Below are 17630 nucleotides of genomic sequence, written 5' to 3'. Positions count from 1 at the left end.
TATTTGTTTTTTCAACATTGAAACTTAAATCAAGAATCCACATGCTTTCTGGATAATGCAGTACAGGTAATTGCATGGCTACAATTGTATTGAGTTCGGAAATGACGATTGGGGGGTATAAATGCTAATTTAAATATGTACATTATCGCTTTAATAACTATGTACATAAATGCTCGGGGTATACATACTAATCTAGAGGTGATTAGGAGTGTATATCCAACTAAACGTAGAAACAAAATTTGAAATAAATAGTCTTGCAGACTTAGCAGGATTCAAAAAAATAATGGAGCAGTTAAAAATGAAAATAAATAAAAGTAAATTAGCAAGGGACTTAGGAGTAGATCGTCGTACAATCGACAAATATTTAAATGGTTTTGTTCCCAAAAAGAAACGAAATAAACCATCTAAAATCGATAAGTTTTATCCAGTAATCGCAAGTTTATTATCTGAGGATTCAAAGCAGGTGTTTTATTATCGGCGTAATCTTTGGCAGTATTTAAAAGATAATCACGGCTTAGAATGTGGGCAATCAACGTTTCGAAATTATATTGCGACTACACCAGAATTCCAAGCGTATTTCGAGAAAGATGAACGTATCTCAAGTATGGGAAACAGTGGGATTCGATTTGAAACGCGTGCTGGGCAACAAGCACAATTAGACTGGAAAGAAAGCATTATGTATGAAACAAAAGATGGCGAACAAGTAGAAATAAATATAGCCGTTTTAGTATTGAGCCATTCACGCATGCGATTCTTTTATATGAGTATTTCTAAATCACAATCCGTACTATTTTCTTTCCTAACGGAAACGTTTGAAAAAATGGGTGGCGTCCCTGAAGAGCTAGTTACAGACAATATGAAGACAGTCATGGATGAAGCACGTACCGAATTTTCAAAAGGAAAAGTAAATGCGAAGTTTGCCCAATTTGCGAAGGATTTTGGTTTTAAAGTCAGACCATGTATCGCAGGTCGTCCTAGAACAAAGGGGAAAGTCGAAACAACAATGAAATTACTTGATGAGATTCATGCATATCAAGGTAAGTTTAATATGGAAGAATTATATGACTATATTGAACGTTTATGTAATCGAATTAACAGTGAACTTCATCAAGGAACAAATAAAATTCCGTTACTTGAATTCCAAAAAGAAAAGAATCACTTACTCCAGCTACCAACTGAACGAGTAAGAGATTCCTATAAAATCAAGCATACACCTGTAAAGGTCAATGCATCGAACATGATTACTTACAAATCCAATCAGTACTCTGTCCCACCAGGGTACCAAGGAAAGAAAGTAAGTTTACAAGTATATGATGAGCATTTATGGATTTATTATAACATGGAACTGATCGCACACCACAAAATAAGTGATGCAAAACTTAATTACCAGGAAGCCCATTATCTTGAAACAATATTAAAAGCACTACCGAACTATCCAGATATTAATGATCTAGCGAAACGAAATTTAGCAGCGATTGGAGAAATCTATAAATGAATCCTAATATGAACTCAAATTATCAACAGCTTCAACAAAACTTGGAGTATTTAAAATTAAAGCAAATGGGTCTCCATTTAAGTGAAACCATCGACTTCGGTATTAAGAATGAGCTTTCATTTATAGATACACTTATAAAATTAACAAATTACGAAGTAGATGTACGTGAACAGAATATGATTCATGCGATGGTAAAGGTCGCAGCATTTCCTCATTTAAAAGAAATGAAAGACTTTGACTTCTCTTTTCAACCAAGCATAAATCAGCAACAAATACTCGATTTTCAAAGCTTACGTTTTATTCAAGAAAATGAGAATATTGTATTTCTAGGCCCAAGTGGTGTGGGTAAAACCCATCTAGCCATAGCGATTGGAATCATGGCTGCGAAGAAACGTACAAGCACCTATTTTATTAAGTGTCATGATTTAATTCAAAATCTAAAAAGAGCATATCTCGAAAATCGTTTGGAAAGTCGTTTAAAGCATTATACGAAGTATAAATTATTGATCGTTGATGAAATTGGCTATTTACCGATTGATTCAGAGGATGCGAAGCTATTTTTCCAGCTCATCGATGCACGTTATGAAAAGAAAAGCACCATATTTACAACCAATGTGAACTTTAAATCTTGGGAAGAAATTTTCCCAGAACCAAAATTAGCAAATGCAATTTTAGACCGAATTTTACATCACGCAAGTGTAGTAACAATTACAGGTAATTCATATCGTCTAAAACAACATCTCGAACCAATAGACGAGTAATTTTGTACATCCTTAAATGAGCAAAAATGTACATATTAACGTTGACATTTATAGGGGGGTTTTTGATAAAGCTAAATCGTTCACGTGAAGCTTGTATTCTCCCTTGTAAATTAGAGGCATATTGTAAACAGTACGAATTAATTATCGTTTCAACTTTTTCCTCAAATTTGAAGGACTCGTCCTTTGTATAAATAATAGAAGAGATCTTACCTTCATAATGAGGAACAAGGCATAGTGTTTCATTCAACATCAAAATTTTTTGCATTGTTTTTTTCAATTTTATTCCCCTTTCAAAAATAAAATTCTTATACTATTCATTCACATAAGACACGAAACTCCAATGAGCAACTAGTTTGATCTATTCTATAAACCCACCTCCATTTACTGAATATTCTAAAATATATACTCACCTTTGTAAATATTTCCAGTAAAAATTTCGTGGAAAAAAGCTATAATTTTCTAAATTTCAGCATTTTTTTCTAGAAACTTCTCTATGAAATTTCATAAATCGCACAAAACTATCTCATCTATAGCCTGTTCGAAGGATTTCAAAAATCATTTTATGATGAAGTCACCTAGGAATAATTGATATGTGCACATGTCGCAGGAGACTTGTCATGGAGACGTTCGAAGAGATTCTAGAACAATATGAACCAATGATTTCTTCTATTATTCGTAAACTTAATATTTATAAAAATTATGATTCTTTTAGGCAAACAGCGAGAATTGCACTTTGGCAGGCGTGGCTGAATTTTGACGAAGCGAAGGGAAAATTCTCAAATTACGCGTACACAACAATTAAAACAACGCTATTAAAGGAAATGACAAAAGAAAACAGATATAGCTATGTTCAAATTGCATGGGAGAGGGATGACCTTACGAATGCCGCGCATCATTATCAAATGAAAAATAATACAGTACAAGAGGTGGTATTGTTTGAAGAGATAGAAGAACTTTTAACAGATGATGAATTAGCACTACTATTGGATCTTTACTTCTTTGGCTATTCCTATGAAGCTTTGGCGGAAAAACACGGTATTGCCATTTCAACATTAAAAAAACGCCGACAACGGTTGATGGAGAAAATTCGGAAACAGTTGAACGAATAATAATGTAGGGGATGTTTTATTGCGGACATCCCCTTCCAAATTACTCAACATGTTTAATATTATTCTTTTTACAAAATTCTCTCCTAAAACTTGCCCTTTCTCATCATTTCATCTATTTCTTTATATACCTCTTCAGTAACTGGTAGCGAGTTAACGACGATTAATTTGATGTTTAGACTCTTTGCAATTTGCATAATCGAGTGTGCCGTTTCTTCGTTGACGAATACTTCCCGAGGGATGCTCTCCATTTCGATGATAAACTGAACAAACCCTTTTTGGACAGCTTCCACTTCATTTTGTATTTCCATAAATTCATTAAAAAGTACCAAACCTCGTTTTTTATCCACTGCAAGTAACAATTTTGGAAAATAAGGTTGTTCATCTGGAAAGTCTTGAATAGGTGTTGCAAAGTAGCGACAATCGAATTCCACAGAAGTATTTAATCTTTTTTGTATTTTCTTTAATTTCATTAATTCAATGTCGTTAATATATAAAGGAAGATTTTTTTGATAATTTTCATTTGGATATAATGTAATTTCTCCACTTTCCCACTTTTTCTTCTTTTTATTATAAGCTCTTGCAAAATAATGAGTACCATCATTGATTCCAATTAAATCTGGATTTTTCTTTGCCATTTCGCATACTTTAACAGTTTGATCTAAAACAATCGAAAATAGTCTTACTTCTTCCTCATTTAAAAACCATGGATAATATCCAGGCTTAAAACTACGCATTTGCGGCCATTGCTTTTTCCCAAAGTAAGAACGGCCAAAAGCTTTTAGTAATTTGTAATCTTCTGTTTCTAACTCGTCTCGATTTGAAAAGCTTAAATGTAAGCTTCTTTGTTTCATATAGAAATGGGGATTTGCGTTTTCCTTTTTACTAAGGCCTTGAAGAAACGTGTGTCCCTCATCCCCAATAAAAGCAGCTAGACCATACTCAATACCTGACTTCCCTAAGATGCTGCAATATATAAATTCTTCTGTCTCAGGATCTTGTATGATAAAAATTTGATCATCGCTCATCCACTTCCAAGGTTGTAAGTCTTTATATCGGTCTACATTATACAGCAGCTTGGACCATTCAATTTTACTATTCTCAGATTCATCTTTGGTGAATGCTTCTTTAAGAATTTCATTATATTCTTCCATAAACAACTTGCCGTTTACTGCCTCCGTGACAATACCTGTTTCGAAATATAAAAAACGGCTATCTTCCATTGGTGTATCTCGCATTACCTTTGTACAACGTGGATAGAAAGCTTTTTTATCAGTAGGCAATATTTTTTCTAATAAAATTTCATGCTCCCAATCATCACCATAATCGTATGTATAAAGAACACGATCTTTTTCCTTTTTAAATATATCCTTTAGTTGCACAACTTCTTCATCATAATCACATCTTGAAAAACCAAAATCATCGTCTAAAATAGGACCTATTCTATTTCCAAGGTGAATTTGATAGCCATTTGACTTCCTCACATCAAAACCATGAAGATGAGAATCCATCCAATCAAATCCTATTTGAATGATTTTATGCAAATCATAAAACGTCATTGTATCCTTAACCTCAAATCTCCTCCAAATTGGGGGTTTTGAGTCTTTTAACGTAATCTTAAATTGAAATATCATTCCACGAACACCTCTACTCTTACCTGATATTCCCCCAATTATATCATCCTCACTATCATTTATTAAATTGTAGTTAATTTTCAGAATTGTTTGTGTACCGGGTACATTATTTGTACACTAGTTGTTCTCCCCCCCGCTACTAGTGTATACTTCTTACATTGAATTAAATTTTGCAGAAAGTGGAGTAATCTTCATGGTTTTTAGTAGTCTGATATTTTTATACGTATTTTTACCGTTAGTGATCATCTTATATTTTATTTCACCAAAGTGGTTTCGAAACACGCTGCTATTAATCGCCAGTTTGTTTTTCTACGCTTGGGGTGAACCAAAGTATGTCGTATTAATGTTACTCTCCATTGTTGTGAACTACATTATGGGGATTTTCATTGATAAAGCAGATGGAAAATCAAAACGACTCACTTTGCTTGTGGCTACAATCCTCATTAACTTAGCAATTTTAGGTTATTACAAATATGCAGGGTTCTTTATCGATATCTATTCAGACATTACTGGTCAGCAAGTTGAATGGGAAGCGGTTCCACTACCAATCGGGATTTCCTTCTATACATTCCAAGCAATCAGTTACATTATTGATGTGTATCGAAGAGATGTAAAAGCAAATCGCAGTTTAATTGATTTATCCTTATTTATTACCTTGTTCCCACAACTTGTGGCGGGTCCGATTGTTCGTTACCAAACGATCGATGAGCAAATCAAATCTCGTTTTACATCAAGTTCAGACTTAATGATTGGGACAAGACGTTTTATTCAAGGTTTAGGAAAGAAAGTGTTAATCGCCAATCCAATGGGTGAAGTGGCTGACCAAATTTTCGCCCTCTCAGCTGGAGACTTAACAACAGGAACAGCTTGGATCGGAATTATCGCCTACTCACTGCAAATCTACTTTGACTTCTCAGGTTATAGTGATATGGCAATCGGGTTAGCGCGAATTTTCGGTTTCCGCTTTGAAGAGAACTTTAATTATCCATATATTAGCCAATCCATTACGGAATTTTGGCGCAGATGGCATATTTCATTAAGTTCATGGTTTAGAGATTACGTCTATTTCCCACTTGGCGGTAGCCGTGTAAGCCATCAGTGGAAAGTGTATCGTAACCTATTAATCGTATGGACACTCACAGGTTTTTGGCATGGCGCAAGCTGGACCTTTATGGCATGGGGTTTCTATTATGGAATCATCATTTGCCTAGAAAAGAAATTTATACTGAAATGGCTTGAAAAAATACCGCGCTTCTTCCGCCATGTATATGTCTTAATTCTAGTCATGATTGGTTGGGTATTCTTTAGAGCCGATAATTTTGCTTATTCATGGGATTATATTAAAACCATGTTCTTTATGACAGATAACGTAGCCTATGATTACAACACAATCGTTTATTTAATGGACTACGCAATTTATTTTGTAGCAGCGATTATCCTTGCAATTCCTGTTTACATCATGTATCAAAAATGGTCTGAAACAAAAGCAGAACATTCAATTGGATTCGCCATTCCATTACGTATTGTGCAAACTGTCATCTACGTTGGGTTGATTTTATTCATTACAATGTTTTTAGTAAATGCAACACATAATCCATTTATTTACTTTAGATTCTAGGTGAGACATATGAAAATATTAAATCTCCTATTACCCACCGCTTTTTTGGCGGTGCTCGTAATAGGCTTAACCCTCTTTTTTACGACAGAGGATCGAGAAGTTTCAGAAATGGAAAATCGTGAGCTCCAAACAGCGAATTTTTCAACAAGTGTTCAGGATATTATTTCAGGAAAGCTTACGAAAGAAGTGGAATCTTACATTTCCGATCAATTTGCCTTTCGTGATGATTGGATGAAAACCTTTGTAAAATTCCAAAGTGTCACGGGAAAAACAGTGATTAAAGATCAATACTATGTAGATGCTCGAACAGGCTGGATTGTATCAAAAGCGGCTGACCTTGTTCCAGACGAAAAACTAGATGCGTTTGTTGAGGATTTTAAAAATATCCAAGAAGGGTTATCCGCACATGACATCCCAATGGCATTTTTCACATTCCCAGCAAAAGCAACGTACATTCGTAAACCAAGCCCATCATTTGTACCTGAAGATATGGGAATCAAAAACAATGCTCGCCTTCACGAAAAGTTAACAGCAAATGGCATTGATAATACAAAAATAATGGATGCTATTCCGAAAGCTGTAGACGTCCACGATATGTACTTTAAAACGGACCATCACTGGAATATGTTTGGTGCATACCAAGGATATTTAGCATTGATGAAAAACGTTAATGAACGAATTGGTGAAAAAATTGAACCAATTCCTTTTGAAGAAAAGAACATGAGCTGCTTACCAAATGACTTTAGCGGTTCGTGGAACAAAGTATTGTATCTGACAGTCGCAAACGATGATCAAATTTGTTACAACTACCCTGAGTCTTTTGAAAATCAATTCACAGTGTACATGGGGAAAGTTGGCGAAGGAAAAGAGTATACGTTTAATGATATATATGGTGGAGCGAAGAATATGGACAAAAATGAGTTCGTTTCCTATGCTACGGGATATTCATTAGACTATGCAATGTTGTCATTTTTAAATGAAGATTATGACTCAGACAAGCATATCGTCATTGTGAAAGATTCATACATGAACGCCATCCAATTCCACGTGGCAAGTCATTTCAAACAAACAACTATCGTGGACCTTCGTTATACTAAGGGCGACCCGGTTGATTTGATTGCAGAGCTTGACCCAGATTATGTATTTTTCGCGTATAATGATCGGAATTTTAATGTGGTGGAGCAATATTAATGAAGGAAGAACAGTTCAGTTTGGGCTGTTCTTTTTTATTGCTTAGTATTAGTTTCAAATTTCTTAAAAACAAATAAAAAAAGAAAACTGCCCTGAAGAGCTGAAAAAGGAGACGCATAGGATAACGAGACATGAAAAATTACAGTCTTCTTAGTTTTTCTACTTCTCTTTCAAGCTTTCAATGTTCTAAAACCTTGTTCAACTTTCATTTCTAACTTGTCCATACGATTATTCATGATTTTCTGTTCAGCTTTTATCTCTTGTATCTCAGCTTTCATTTCCAGAATATCTTTTTTCATCTCCTGTTGTTCTTTTTTCAGTTCTAGAATATCTTCTCTCATCTGTTGTACTAACATTCATTCCGCCAACCAATTTCACTAATCGCTCTCAAATCCTGTGTATTGTTCATTAATTTCACCTCCTTTTTGTTCATTACACAATAGTTCAAAGCCTACACAATTATTAAATTACTTATCAGTATTAGTTGGTTTAGAATATTTATACAAAAAAACTTAGCACGAGGGAAGTTTATCCTCATACTAAGCCTTCTACTATTATTATCGTATTGTAAACTCTTTCGTTACACCATTCTATAATTTTGAACCAGATTTTGCTTTCAACACATCTGTTATATGTAGAGTATAGGTTTCCCCTGATACATAACCGGATGCTGGTGCGCTAAGGTAGATTTTTGAACCATCGACTTTTGTTGTAACTGCTGCTTTTTGGCCTGCTTTATTTGTTACGTAGATTTATGAAGGTGTTACAGTTGATGCATCAATTTCCGTGCTGAATGAAATTGACCATTGTTTTGTTGGTTCATATGTTGTGCCTACATTTGTTTTACCAATTGAAAAATATGCCCAATTGTTATCGTTTGTTGCATAAAACTCATTGTCATTTTTCCCTGGGAATACCCTATCGAATTGACCTGATACTTCACCAGCTTTTATTCCTGTTTGACGTTCGAATACTGATAATTTCTCTTTAGAAGCTACTGCAATATACTTTTCCGAAATACTATACACATCACTTGTTGCTTGAATCGAGTGTGAAATATACCCTGTATCATCTAAAATATGCACTTTTTCACCATCAGAAATAGCATTTGCTTCTTGGCTATAATCCGGGATGCTCTCTTCGCTAATATTATATTTTGTAAGTTTTAATGTATTTAAATCCATATGATAGCTTGGTTCAAAAAACCCTCGAATAATTGCATAATCATCTGTAGCTTGCAAGAATGAACCTGAGATTGGTTGAGTTCTTAATACGTTACCTGACTTATCAAACTTTACTGCCAATTCTCCATTATCCGATTGTAATATGGCAATATCAAAATTATCATATACATAAAGATATGACTCTTCCCAATGAACATCATCAAATCCATAATCAGATAATCTAAAGTTTGTCTCAACCGTACTTGGTTCTTTTCCATATAGTCTATCAGTTCTATCGTAAGCTAAAAATCCATCGTTAATACGACTTGTTTTTAATGGATAAAAGTCAAACTCAAAATCCTCATAAATATTTATCAATTCTCCCTCAGATGTATAAACAAAAAAATCATTAGAAGATTCAGTGCCATGTGTTTGACGAAGGTTATTCAAAAAAATTTTGTCCCCATCCTGATAGAATTCAAAGGATGAATAAATATACTCATTCTCAGGGCGGACATCAGGGCGTTCAGACCATCTCATTGTTAGATCCTCATTATAAACCACTAAAGTATTTGGCTTCACAAAAACTGGTACAAATAATTTCCCTGCTCGGTCTTTAAATATTTTTATGTCTCCGTTGTTTGAAAAAACCTGTTTCTTCAATAGTTTTCCAGATTCACTATACTTTACAAGTAAAAGTCTACTTTCTATATCTTTTACTACAGCAATCGTTTCATTAAAGCTATTAGTCTTGGCATCTATCAACTGACCATTTATTCCATCCCATAGTTTTTGAACGGAATCTATTTCGCTTGCACTTGCACTACTAGTAAAAGGTGTAAAACTAATAAAAATTAATAGTGCTACAAAAATTTTTATGTACTTCAAAGTAATAATTTCCTCCCTATGTAATTAATTACAAATATAACCTTATAATAGCTTTTATTACAATAGTATTTCAATATACAAAGTACTTATTTAAACGATGTTTCCTAATATTTTTTCTGTATCACTTATTACTTAAGTCACCCATTTATTTCTTCTTATTTCCAAAAGAACCCAAATATTTTGACAATTTTATGGAATTTAAACAATTAATAGATTATAATAGTTTGGTATTTTATAGTAAAAAAGGAGTGATTTTTGTAAGATGAAGACATTTAAGAAGTTACTTTATAGTACTACGGCATCAATTTTCTTTTTAGGTACGTTGGCTTCAACAGGCATAACATCTGTAAAGGCAAATACAAGCTATGATACTGTTGCTGCAAGTACAAGTGAGTCTCTATCAGTTATACCTGCAACTGATACAATTACAATCAAAGGAAGTAAAAAAGAGGTTGTTGCAAACCTATTCACAAAGGAAACTTACAACTTTACAGTAAAGCGAGATTACAACCAGGTTGTCAATATTCCCATTTCCAACCCTTTATCTAAACCAATGGAATTCTATTTAACAACTGAAGGAGTTTCTGAGGATTTAGCGATTGATTTTATTGGGAAAGGTTCATCAGAACATCCTTTTATCCTGCTTCCAGGTGAAGAGCAAGAAATTCAATTAAGTATACATACTCAGGATGCAACGAAAAAATCATATGAATTTCAAATTAATGCAGTAGATAGCAATACGAGAGCAAATTTGGGACAAGCAAACGTCGGTATTGCAGTAGACTTCCAAAACGTTAATTTTGCCATAAAGGAACTTGAGGAAAATCCTTATACATTAGCAAAAACTATTCAAATTACTAATACTGGCGATAAAATTTCTGACTTAAGTATTGCATTACCTAGTTCATTACAAGGCAAAGCAACTTTTGATCCGATGATTGAAAAAATGGTGCTGTCACCAGGTCAGACGGTTACAACAAATATCATCCCAGATTTAACAGCAATTACTAGTGATATATCTAGTGAAATCGTTGCAACAGCAGCTGGCAAAAAGGTTAGTCTACCAATTCAATTCAAGATACCTAAAAACAGAACTTTATATGAGTATTCCGTAGAAGATATTCTCAAAAAAGAAAAAGATAAACTTTCTTCATTAGAGATAGTAGATTCAAATATTGTTGAAACGAAAGAAAAATCAACATATGAATTCACTGCACAAACGAACGAAGGATTCCAATTAGAGCAATCACTTGAAATTGAAATGTTGCCTGCTGATACGCCAAAAAAAGAGGTTGAATTCAATTATACTGAAGCACCAGATGGAAATATCCATTATACAATTGAAGGAATTTTAAGTGCTGCTGAAGTTGCAGAATTGAGAAAAAAATATGAAGAAGAAAATGATGTCTTCTCATCACAGATAGTATTCGATGGTAGTTCTGACGCTGCAATGGCATTTAGATATAGTGGTGTCTATAACCCTAAAATAGGTTGGACAGTGTTTATTGATGGAACTGCTACAGATTTAGTAGAATTAGATATCGCCGAAAAAAAATATAAATCTGGTGATATTAGTTTTGGTGAGTATGTAGGGTATTCTGCTTTTAAAGTAGGGAAAATTGGTTGGAATGCTTTTGGACTAACACGAAAGGATCCACTTACTGGAACAGGTGCATTTATTGTTTCAGAACTTGGTAGTAAAGCTGATAATTGGTTTAAAAAGCAACTAGGCTTCCCAGATAGTACAAATGAATATCTTGCTGATTCACTACTTTACTTCTTAAATGATTTTTATGGTTGGCAATGTATTAACAGAAAGTTTTTAGAAAATACAATTGAAATCCCAAATAACTATATAAGTAACAATAATAGTTCTAATGGTTATGTTTATTCCAGAATACATCGACCATACACTAGCAACTATTATCCAGAAGACTTTACATTTAAAGTAAATGATACACCTGTATATAACGTAAATGACGATACAATTGAAGGTCCATTCTCCTTCAGTTTCCCTATGAATTTAATTCGCACTGGTAAAAACTATCTTGATCAGTTAAATACACATAAAAATAAAGGTAGTTATATCATTGAAACTGAGAAAAAGGTTTATATCCCTGTACCAAATGATAAAACGATTCCAATTTACATTGGTTATAATGAAACTGTAGAAGTAATTGAATCACCATTTGAAGATAATATTGTCGTTTCCAAACCTGACTTTGAGGTTTATCCTGAAATGATTACAGTAGATAATTCACCGATATTTGAAAATACAGCGAACAAGTTATCAATTAAATTATTTAATGCTGGTACTCGTGGTGGTTTCACTGATGTACAAGTCTTAGATAATAACCAGGTGATTTACTCAGGTAATATTTACGTTTCAAAATTAGATAGTAATACAATACCACTTAATTGGACTCCTTCTGCTGGGAATCATCAAATTAAAGTGATTGTTAACCAAGGTCTTGAAAAGTACGAAATTAGCGATAAAAATAATACAACAACTAAAAGCTTCACTGTTTATCCAAAGACTACAAAAGGTCCTGAAATGATCAATGTTTTCCCTGGAAAAAAAGCAGAGCAAGTGAAATATATTACATTTGATTTTAAAGATGCGTTATACAAAGATTACTCTCTTATTAAAGAACTAGCTTTAATCATTGATGGTCAACCAGTTAGTCCAGTCCAATACAAGATTAGTAATGGCCGTGGATGGGTTTCACTCCCTCAAGCACTTTCTAATGGTAAACATACAATCGAGTTAAAAGTTGTCGATAAATTTGGAAACCAAACTGTAGAGAAATGGGAAACTACAGTTGAAATGAAACAAAGTTTAATTTTTGAAGGTACGACTTTAACAGTTGAAGAAGGGGTAACATTATCACTTCAAGGCCGACTATACTTACAAGACGAAAATGGTAAACAAGATGTTTCACAACAGGCAACTTATACAGTCCAAGATTCGAAAATTGCAGAGATTAACAACAGCAATCGAATCCGTGGTGTCAAACAAGGTCAAACAACATTAGTAGCAAAGTATAATGGATTAGAACTATCTATTCCAGTTACAGTGAAACAAGGAACTTCAAAAACGTACACAATTACGATTAAAGATATGCAAAGAACGGGCTCTTCTAGTGTGGATGTATGTGGAATTACTACAAATAGTAATTACTGTTCAAATCTATCATACGATCAAAAGTTCAATCATACTAGTAATGGGGTAACAGTAACACTAACTGTTAAACAAGAAGATTTAAAACGCTTTAATACAGTAAAAGGTATTTTATCCATTGATAACAAAGCGTTTATCTTTAATTTAGGACAAGAACAACAGCTAACGTTTTCTGCAAATGATTTTGATACAAAAATTACACTTCCAACAGCAGCGAAGTTTAATAGTGCACAATTAGATATATTAAATAATGGTAAAGAAGAAGGAACAATTCGATTCTATTCCGAAACAGATGAGATTTACGTTCCAAGCGGTGTTTATAACCTTTCTGCTACTGTTAGTCAAAATAATTTATTGATGGCTCTAACAAAAAACAACTTCACAGTGAAAAAAGGCGACAATAAATTAACAATTGATACTGGCAATTTTGTTTCATTAAAAACGAACTCAAAAATTAAGCCTGAAAGTATTTCTCTTAATAATCGTCAAACAGGAGCTTATTTATCAGCTCCATTTATAGATAGCATCCTACTTGAAAAAGGAAAGTACGATGTGAACTTATCTCTTAGAGATAGCAAATTTTCATACAATGTAGGAAATAGTGACTTTAATTTAAGTAGTGATTCCATTTTATCTGTAGATAATACTTTTACAGGAGAACTTTCATTTGAGAAAGACGAATACATTGGTGGAGAATCAGTTAATTTTTATGATGGAAGAAATAAACTCTTATTCAAAGACCAATACAATAACACACTGAGATCTATTTATAATACAAATAATTGGTCCAATGTGAACGCGAAGTTAATCTTCACAAATGTAAATAATTCTCAAGATAAATATGAAGTACCGCTTGATTACTTTGAATATGCGAATATCCAGTTACCGGATATAACAGGTACATTTAATGTTAAGTTAACAATTCCTGAATTTGAAAATAGTAATATTGTAGCAGCTGATAAAAAATGGACAGTTAATTTCTCACATCAAGTAAATGAAAACTCAGTAAATGCAAACTCCATTTATGTACTAGATGAGAGTGGAAACCGAGTTGCCGTTGATTTGAAAACTGTTCATTCGAATGGTAAATCATCAGTAGTTGTAACGCCTAGATCACTTTATACTAGTGGTAAACAGTATAAACTGGTGATTACAGATCAGGTAAAATCATCTACTGATAAAAACTTAAATAAAGAATATACGAAAGTCTTTACTATTAAGTAATTTAAAAGGAGGTGTCCAAAAAGTAATAATTTTTTGGACACCTCTTTTCTTTCTTGATAAATATCTCTTATGAATTATTGCTCCTGCGGTAGTCGAAATAAATTTCCACTATCCTCGTCGCAAAGGAGTTGTCTCAAAATCACTTTTCAGACCACTCCTTTCTTATTCTTCGATAGTAAACTGCATTCTTACTTCTTTTTGAAGGTTTTTATCATCTTTAGATACTATTCCCTTTTCGATTATTAGTTGATAGCTTTGTCCAATTTCATATCCGGTTATAGGTGGCATTATTTTTATGATGGAGGGATTAGTTTTATCTATCACAGGTTCAATTTGCATAATCTTACCCTGTTCGTCTATTACTTTAATAAGTTGTTTATTAAACAGTTTCGCATCAATAGCTCCCGACATGGTGACGCTCCAAATTTTATTAGTTGGTACATCATGTTTAGATTTGAAATATTTAATTTCTCCACTAGATATATCAAGTGCTTTAGATACATCGATTTTTCCGTATCCCATTTTTTGTTTTTCTGTTTCTTGTGCAAGAGGTTTTGCTGAGTTAATTAATACATCAACAATATCTTCATTTTTAATATTTGGTTTGGAAGATTTAATTAAACCTACAGCTTTTGTTACAAATGCAGCGGCAATACTTGTCCCTGAGTGCATTTTTAATTCTCCATCATTCCAAGTACTCCAAATATCTACCCCTGGTGCAACGAAATCTAAGTTTTCTCCATACTGAGAAAAGCTGGCTATCGCTTCATTGATGTCATAGGCACCAACTGATATGACGTTTGGATAGTTTGCTGGATATTGAAGCGAGCTCTTCCCTTCATTCCCTGATGATGAAATAATAATACTTCCTTTATCAATAGCCTCATCAATTTTTTCTTTTAGTAGAGGAATATCTTTTGAAATACCTAAACTCATATTGATGATCTCAATTTTTTGGTCAATTGCATATTGAAGTCCCTGAAGAATTGTGAATAAATCACCTTTACCGTTATGGTCCAAAACCTTTATTGGTATAATTTTCGTTTGTGATGTATCTCGAACTATGACACCAGCGATATGAGTACCATGTCCGTTTTCGTCATTAATATTTTCATAGCCAAAAGCATCAAAACCCTTTTCTATTGAAGACTTCAAGACAGGATGATTAATGTCAACACCAGTATCTAGAATTGCAATCTCAACATCTGAATCATTGTTTATTACGTTATGTATAGGGAAATTCATAGATTTATAACCCCAATTGTTTGGCAGAGCAAATGCCGAACTGAAAAGTAACTTTGACTCTATCGGCAATTCCAATTCTACGTTGGTAGAGTAACTTTCTACTCTCGGATTTTCCATTAATCCGTTAATGCTTTTATGTATGTCATCTACTATAGAAATCTTATAAATATTTTCCCCTTCGATAGTGTCAACTATATTAATAGAATAGGATTCAGTTAAATCTTTTATGTATGAGGTTTTTATTATAAATTCATTTTGTTCAATGGCTTTTCCATCTACACTATTTATAACTATGTAAGATACCATTACAAAAATTATAGAAAGGTATTTAATTTTATTCACTTACTTATACCTCCTTTTTATTTATGTTACTAAATTCATCAAGACTATCATAGGATAATATCTAACATATTAATATTAGTTTGTGTAAAGCATATTTCTTTAATATAATAGAATATGTAAAGTTACTAAAACATAGTGGAAAATTACATATTAAGGAGTAGAAATATGGTTAAATTCGGACAATTAGTAGATGAAGGAAAAGCAACATTTAAAATAAATCCCATTTCACGAGCGTTTGGGGTAATAATTTTTGAAGATAAAATGGATGAAGCTAATAAAAATTATTGTATAATTATTAATAATAAAGAATACAAATTAAGTATTAATCCATTTGATTCTAACATAAAAGATGTAACACTTGATACTAATGAATATACAGAAGAGCTGCTAAGAGAGGCTGAGGTTATCAGTTTATAGTTGTTTATTTGAAGTACTATCTATGCCATTTCTTAAATACCCATTGCTAGAGTATTTTTTTTCCATTATAATTAGTTAAAAATGGTGAAAGAGGTATTTATTCCTATGAAAAAGGCAACTAAATTATTGGCGTGTGCTGCACTGACTTTACCTACTATTGTAGCTGTTGCACCAGTACAAGAGGCTTCTGCTCAATCTTTTACTCCTACGCAAACTGTCTACATCGTAAATGGTAGTAATGTAGCATTGAATTTTGATTATTTTACATCTGCAATTAACGCAAAAGTATTAACAGATTTAAATATTCAATATATTCAACTTTCTAATGGTAAATACTATCAATTTTCTATGTTTACTTCTGCTCTTAATGCATTTGGATCATTAAACTTAGCAACTGAAGCCTTAAATAACAACAATAGTTATGCACAACCATTAACTAATGTTATTATTGGTCAAGTTGATGTTTCAACAGGTAAAGTAATAACTTCACAATCTTCAATTGATTTTGAAGTAATCGGAATTGATTAAAAAACAACCTATTCCAGCATGTTGGGATAGGTTGTTTTTCTTATTTTATTTAATTTTTATTATTGCAGCTAGGAGCTGTTTCTCTGTAAAATCTGTATTTTGAACCTCAAAAAGCGTTTCTTTAAAAGGATTAACAGTAAAAGGATATTCTTTACCTTCTACCTCTAAAATTATATCTGTTGCTTTTTTATTTGCTAATTCTTTGCTTAATGCTGAACTATCAATAACTACACTAATTTGTTGAGTAATTGGATTAGAATTTAATGTTAAACCACCTTTTTCACTTAATGATTTTAGAGTTATATTATTTGAAGGTGTTGTTTTTGATTTTGATTCTTTTTCTTCTATATTTTTATCTTTAGCTTCATTATCACTATCTGATATTTTCGCTATGACTTTTCCCTCTTTTTCAACTTTTACAATAATGTCTTGATTTTTAAACACTTTTTTTAATTCACGAACATATTTTTCAGCTAATGTATTCGCTTCTTTTTCATTAACTTTTTCCTCTATTTCAATTAGAGCACTCACTTTATCGTTTTCTTCTATCACTTGTCCAGAAATAACGCCTTTTTCCTGTTGCAAATTCTTTGTAATTTTTTTGTTTTCTTCTAATGATTTTTTTTCTTTATTCGTTTCATTTTGTACAATATCTTGCTCATTATTTTCCTCTTCCTTAGTTTGATTCTCATCGTTTGAGCAGCCAGTAACTAATAGAACTGCAAGAAAGGATATAAATAGTAATTTTCTCTTCATCTATGACACTCCAATTATATTATTACAAGAACAATTATAACATACATAATTTCACTAATAATTATTAAAGACGGCAAAAAC

At 32.7% G+C, this 17630-nt stretch carries 14 protein-coding genes; 8 read left to right on the top strand and 6 right to left on the bottom strand.

Going from position 1 to position 17630, the window contains the following annotated elements:
* Positions 1 to 208: 208 nt before the first annotated feature.
* Positions 209 to 1495 carry an IS21 family transposase gene (gene istA, locus NKR20_RS03050; RefSeq protein ID WP_253423462.1) on the top strand — a complete coding sequence of 429 codons (1287 nt, stop codon included), beginning with the start codon at positions 209 to 211 and terminating at the stop codon, positions 1493 to 1495.
* Between the two features lie 8 nt (positions 1496 to 1503).
* Positions 1504 to 2256 (top strand): IS21-like element helper ATPase IstB, encoded by a 753-nt coding sequence (gene istB, locus NKR20_RS03045; protein WP_253428007.1) that lies wholly within the window; start codon positions 1504 to 1506, stop codon positions 2254 to 2256.
* Here istB and NKR20_RS19515 read toward each other — a convergent pair.
* Positions 2204 to 2506, bottom strand: coding sequence for a competence protein ComK (locus NKR20_RS19515; protein ID WP_366519771.1), 303 nt, complete (start codon positions 2504 to 2506; stop codon positions 2204 to 2206). The two genes, istB and NKR20_RS19515, sit on opposite strands and share 53 nt — an antisense overlap.
* A 367-nt stretch (positions 2507 to 2873) precedes the next feature.
* Between NKR20_RS19515 and NKR20_RS03040 the strand changes: the two genes are divergently transcribed.
* Positions 2874 to 3365 carry a sigma-70 family RNA polymerase sigma factor gene (locus NKR20_RS03040; RefSeq protein ID WP_253423459.1) on the top strand — a complete coding sequence of 164 codons (492 nt, stop codon included), beginning with the start codon at positions 2874 to 2876 and terminating at the stop codon, positions 3363 to 3365.
* Between the two features lie 83 nt (positions 3366 to 3448).
* Here the strand turns inward: NKR20_RS03040 and NKR20_RS03035 are convergent, their stop codons facing one another.
* Positions 3449 to 4996: a plasmid pRiA4b ORF-3 family protein gene (locus tag NKR20_RS03035; protein WP_253423457.1), complete on the bottom strand. Its 1548-nt coding sequence runs from the start codon at positions 4994 to 4996 to the stop codon at positions 3449 to 3451.
* Between the two features lie 193 nt (positions 4997 to 5189).
* Here NKR20_RS03035 and NKR20_RS03030 point away from each other — a divergent pair, with 193 nt between their 5' ends.
* Both NKR20_RS03030 and NKR20_RS03025 read left to right on the top strand, forming a co-directional pair.
* Entirely contained in the window at positions 5190 to 6614 is a 1425-nt protein-coding gene (locus NKR20_RS03030) for an MBOAT family O-acyltransferase (protein ID WP_253423454.1), read from the top strand.
* 108 nt (positions 6615 to 6722) lie between these two features.
* Positions 6723 to 7805, top strand: a complete 1083-nt coding sequence (locus NKR20_RS03025; RefSeq protein ID WP_253423451.1) for a DHHW family protein — start codon at positions 6723 to 6725, stop codon at positions 7803 to 7805.
* A gap of 170 nt (positions 7806 to 7975) precedes the next feature.
* On the opposite strand, the gene NKR20_RS03020 is transcribed toward NKR20_RS03025, so the two are convergent.
* Together NKR20_RS03020 and NKR20_RS03015 are read right to left on the bottom strand one after the other, a co-directional pair.
* Entirely contained in the window at positions 7976 to 8161 is a 186-nt protein-coding gene (locus NKR20_RS03020; RefSeq protein WP_253423448.1) for a hypothetical protein, read from the bottom strand.
* A 396-nt stretch (positions 8162 to 8557) separates the two neighbouring features.
* A complete protein-coding gene (locus NKR20_RS03015; RefSeq protein WP_253423445.1) occupies positions 8558 to 9856 on the bottom strand; it encodes a hypothetical protein in 1299 nt (432 codons plus the stop codon).
* A gap of 262 nt (positions 9857 to 10118) precedes the next feature.
* Here NKR20_RS03015 and NKR20_RS03010 point away from each other — a divergent pair, with 262 nt between their 5' ends.
* Positions 10119 to 14261, top strand: coding sequence for an Ig-like domain-containing protein (locus tag NKR20_RS03010; protein WP_253423442.1), 4143 nt, complete (start codon positions 10119 to 10121; stop codon positions 14259 to 14261).
* A gap of 162 nt (positions 14262 to 14423) precedes the next feature.
* Here NKR20_RS03010 and NKR20_RS03005 read toward each other — a convergent pair whose 3' ends face one another.
* On the bottom strand, positions 14424 to 15848 hold the full coding sequence (locus tag NKR20_RS03005; protein ID WP_253423439.1) for a S8 family peptidase: 1425 nt from the start codon (positions 15846 to 15848) through the stop codon (positions 14424 to 14426).
* 165 nt (positions 15849 to 16013) lie between these two features.
* Here NKR20_RS03005 and NKR20_RS03000 point away from each other — a divergent pair, with 165 nt between their 5' ends.
* On the top strand, positions 16014 to 16265 hold the full coding sequence (locus NKR20_RS03000; protein ID WP_253423436.1) for a hypothetical protein: 252 nt from the start codon (positions 16014 to 16016) through the stop codon (positions 16263 to 16265).
* Between the two features lie 105 nt (positions 16266 to 16370).
* Complete coding sequence (locus tag NKR20_RS02995) at positions 16371 to 16793, top strand: hypothetical protein (RefSeq protein ID WP_253423432.1); 423 nt, start codon at positions 16371 to 16373, stop codon at positions 16791 to 16793.
* 45 nt (positions 16794 to 16838) lie between these two features.
* On the opposite strand, the gene NKR20_RS02990 is transcribed toward NKR20_RS02995, so the two are convergent.
* Positions 16839 to 17549 (bottom strand): hypothetical protein, encoded by a 711-nt coding sequence (locus tag NKR20_RS02990; protein ID WP_253423429.1) that lies wholly within the window; start codon positions 17547 to 17549, stop codon positions 16839 to 16841.
* Positions 17550 to 17630: the final 81 nt, after the last annotated feature.

It is taken from the genome of Ureibacillus endophyticus, assembly GCF_024159215.1.
Taxonomy (GTDB): domain Bacteria; phylum Bacillota; class Bacilli; order Bacillales_A; family Planococcaceae; genus Ureibacillus; species Ureibacillus endophyticus.
The sequence above is the reverse complement of the archived record's forward strand: the minus strand, read 5'-3'. Positions and strand labels throughout refer to the sequence as shown.

Excerpts from the sequence above, each read along its gene's own strand:
- istB (WP_253428007.1), top strand. The coding sequence starts at position 1,504 with ATGAACTCAAATTATCAACAGCTTCAACAAAACTTGGAGTATTTAAAA.
- NKR20_RS19515 (WP_366519771.1), bottom strand. The coding sequence starts at position 2,506 with ATGTTGAATGAAACACTATGCCTTGTTCCTCATTATGAAGGTAAGATC.
- NKR20_RS03040 (WP_253423459.1), top strand. The coding sequence starts at position 2,874 with ATGGAGACGTTCGAAGAGATTCTAGAACAATATGAACCAATGATTTCT.
- NKR20_RS03035 (WP_253423457.1), bottom strand. The coding sequence starts at position 4,996 with ATGATATTTCAATTTAAGATTACGTTAAAAGACTCAAAACCCCCAATT.
- NKR20_RS03030 (WP_253423454.1), top strand. The coding sequence starts at position 5,190 with ATGGTTTTTAGTAGTCTGATATTTTTATACGTATTTTTACCGTTAGTG.
- NKR20_RS03025 (WP_253423451.1), top strand. The coding sequence starts at position 6,723 with ATGGAAAATCGTGAGCTCCAAACAGCGAATTTTTCAACAAGTGTTCAG.
- NKR20_RS03020 (WP_253423448.1), bottom strand. The coding sequence starts at position 8,161 with ATGTTAGTACAACAGATGAGAGAAGATATTCTAGAACTGAAAAAAGAA.
- NKR20_RS03010 (WP_253423442.1), top strand. The coding sequence starts at position 10,119 with ATGAAGACATTTAAGAAGTTACTTTATAGTACTACGGCATCAATTTTC.
- NKR20_RS03000 (WP_253423436.1), top strand. The coding sequence starts at position 16,014 with ATGGTTAAATTCGGACAATTAGTAGATGAAGGAAAAGCAACATTTAAA.
- NKR20_RS02995 (WP_253423432.1), top strand. The coding sequence starts at position 16,371 with ATGAAAAAGGCAACTAAATTATTGGCGTGTGCTGCACTGACTTTACCT.
- NKR20_RS02990 (WP_253423429.1), bottom strand. The coding sequence starts at position 17,549 with ATGAAGAGAAAATTACTATTTATATCCTTTCTTGCAGTTCTATTAGTT.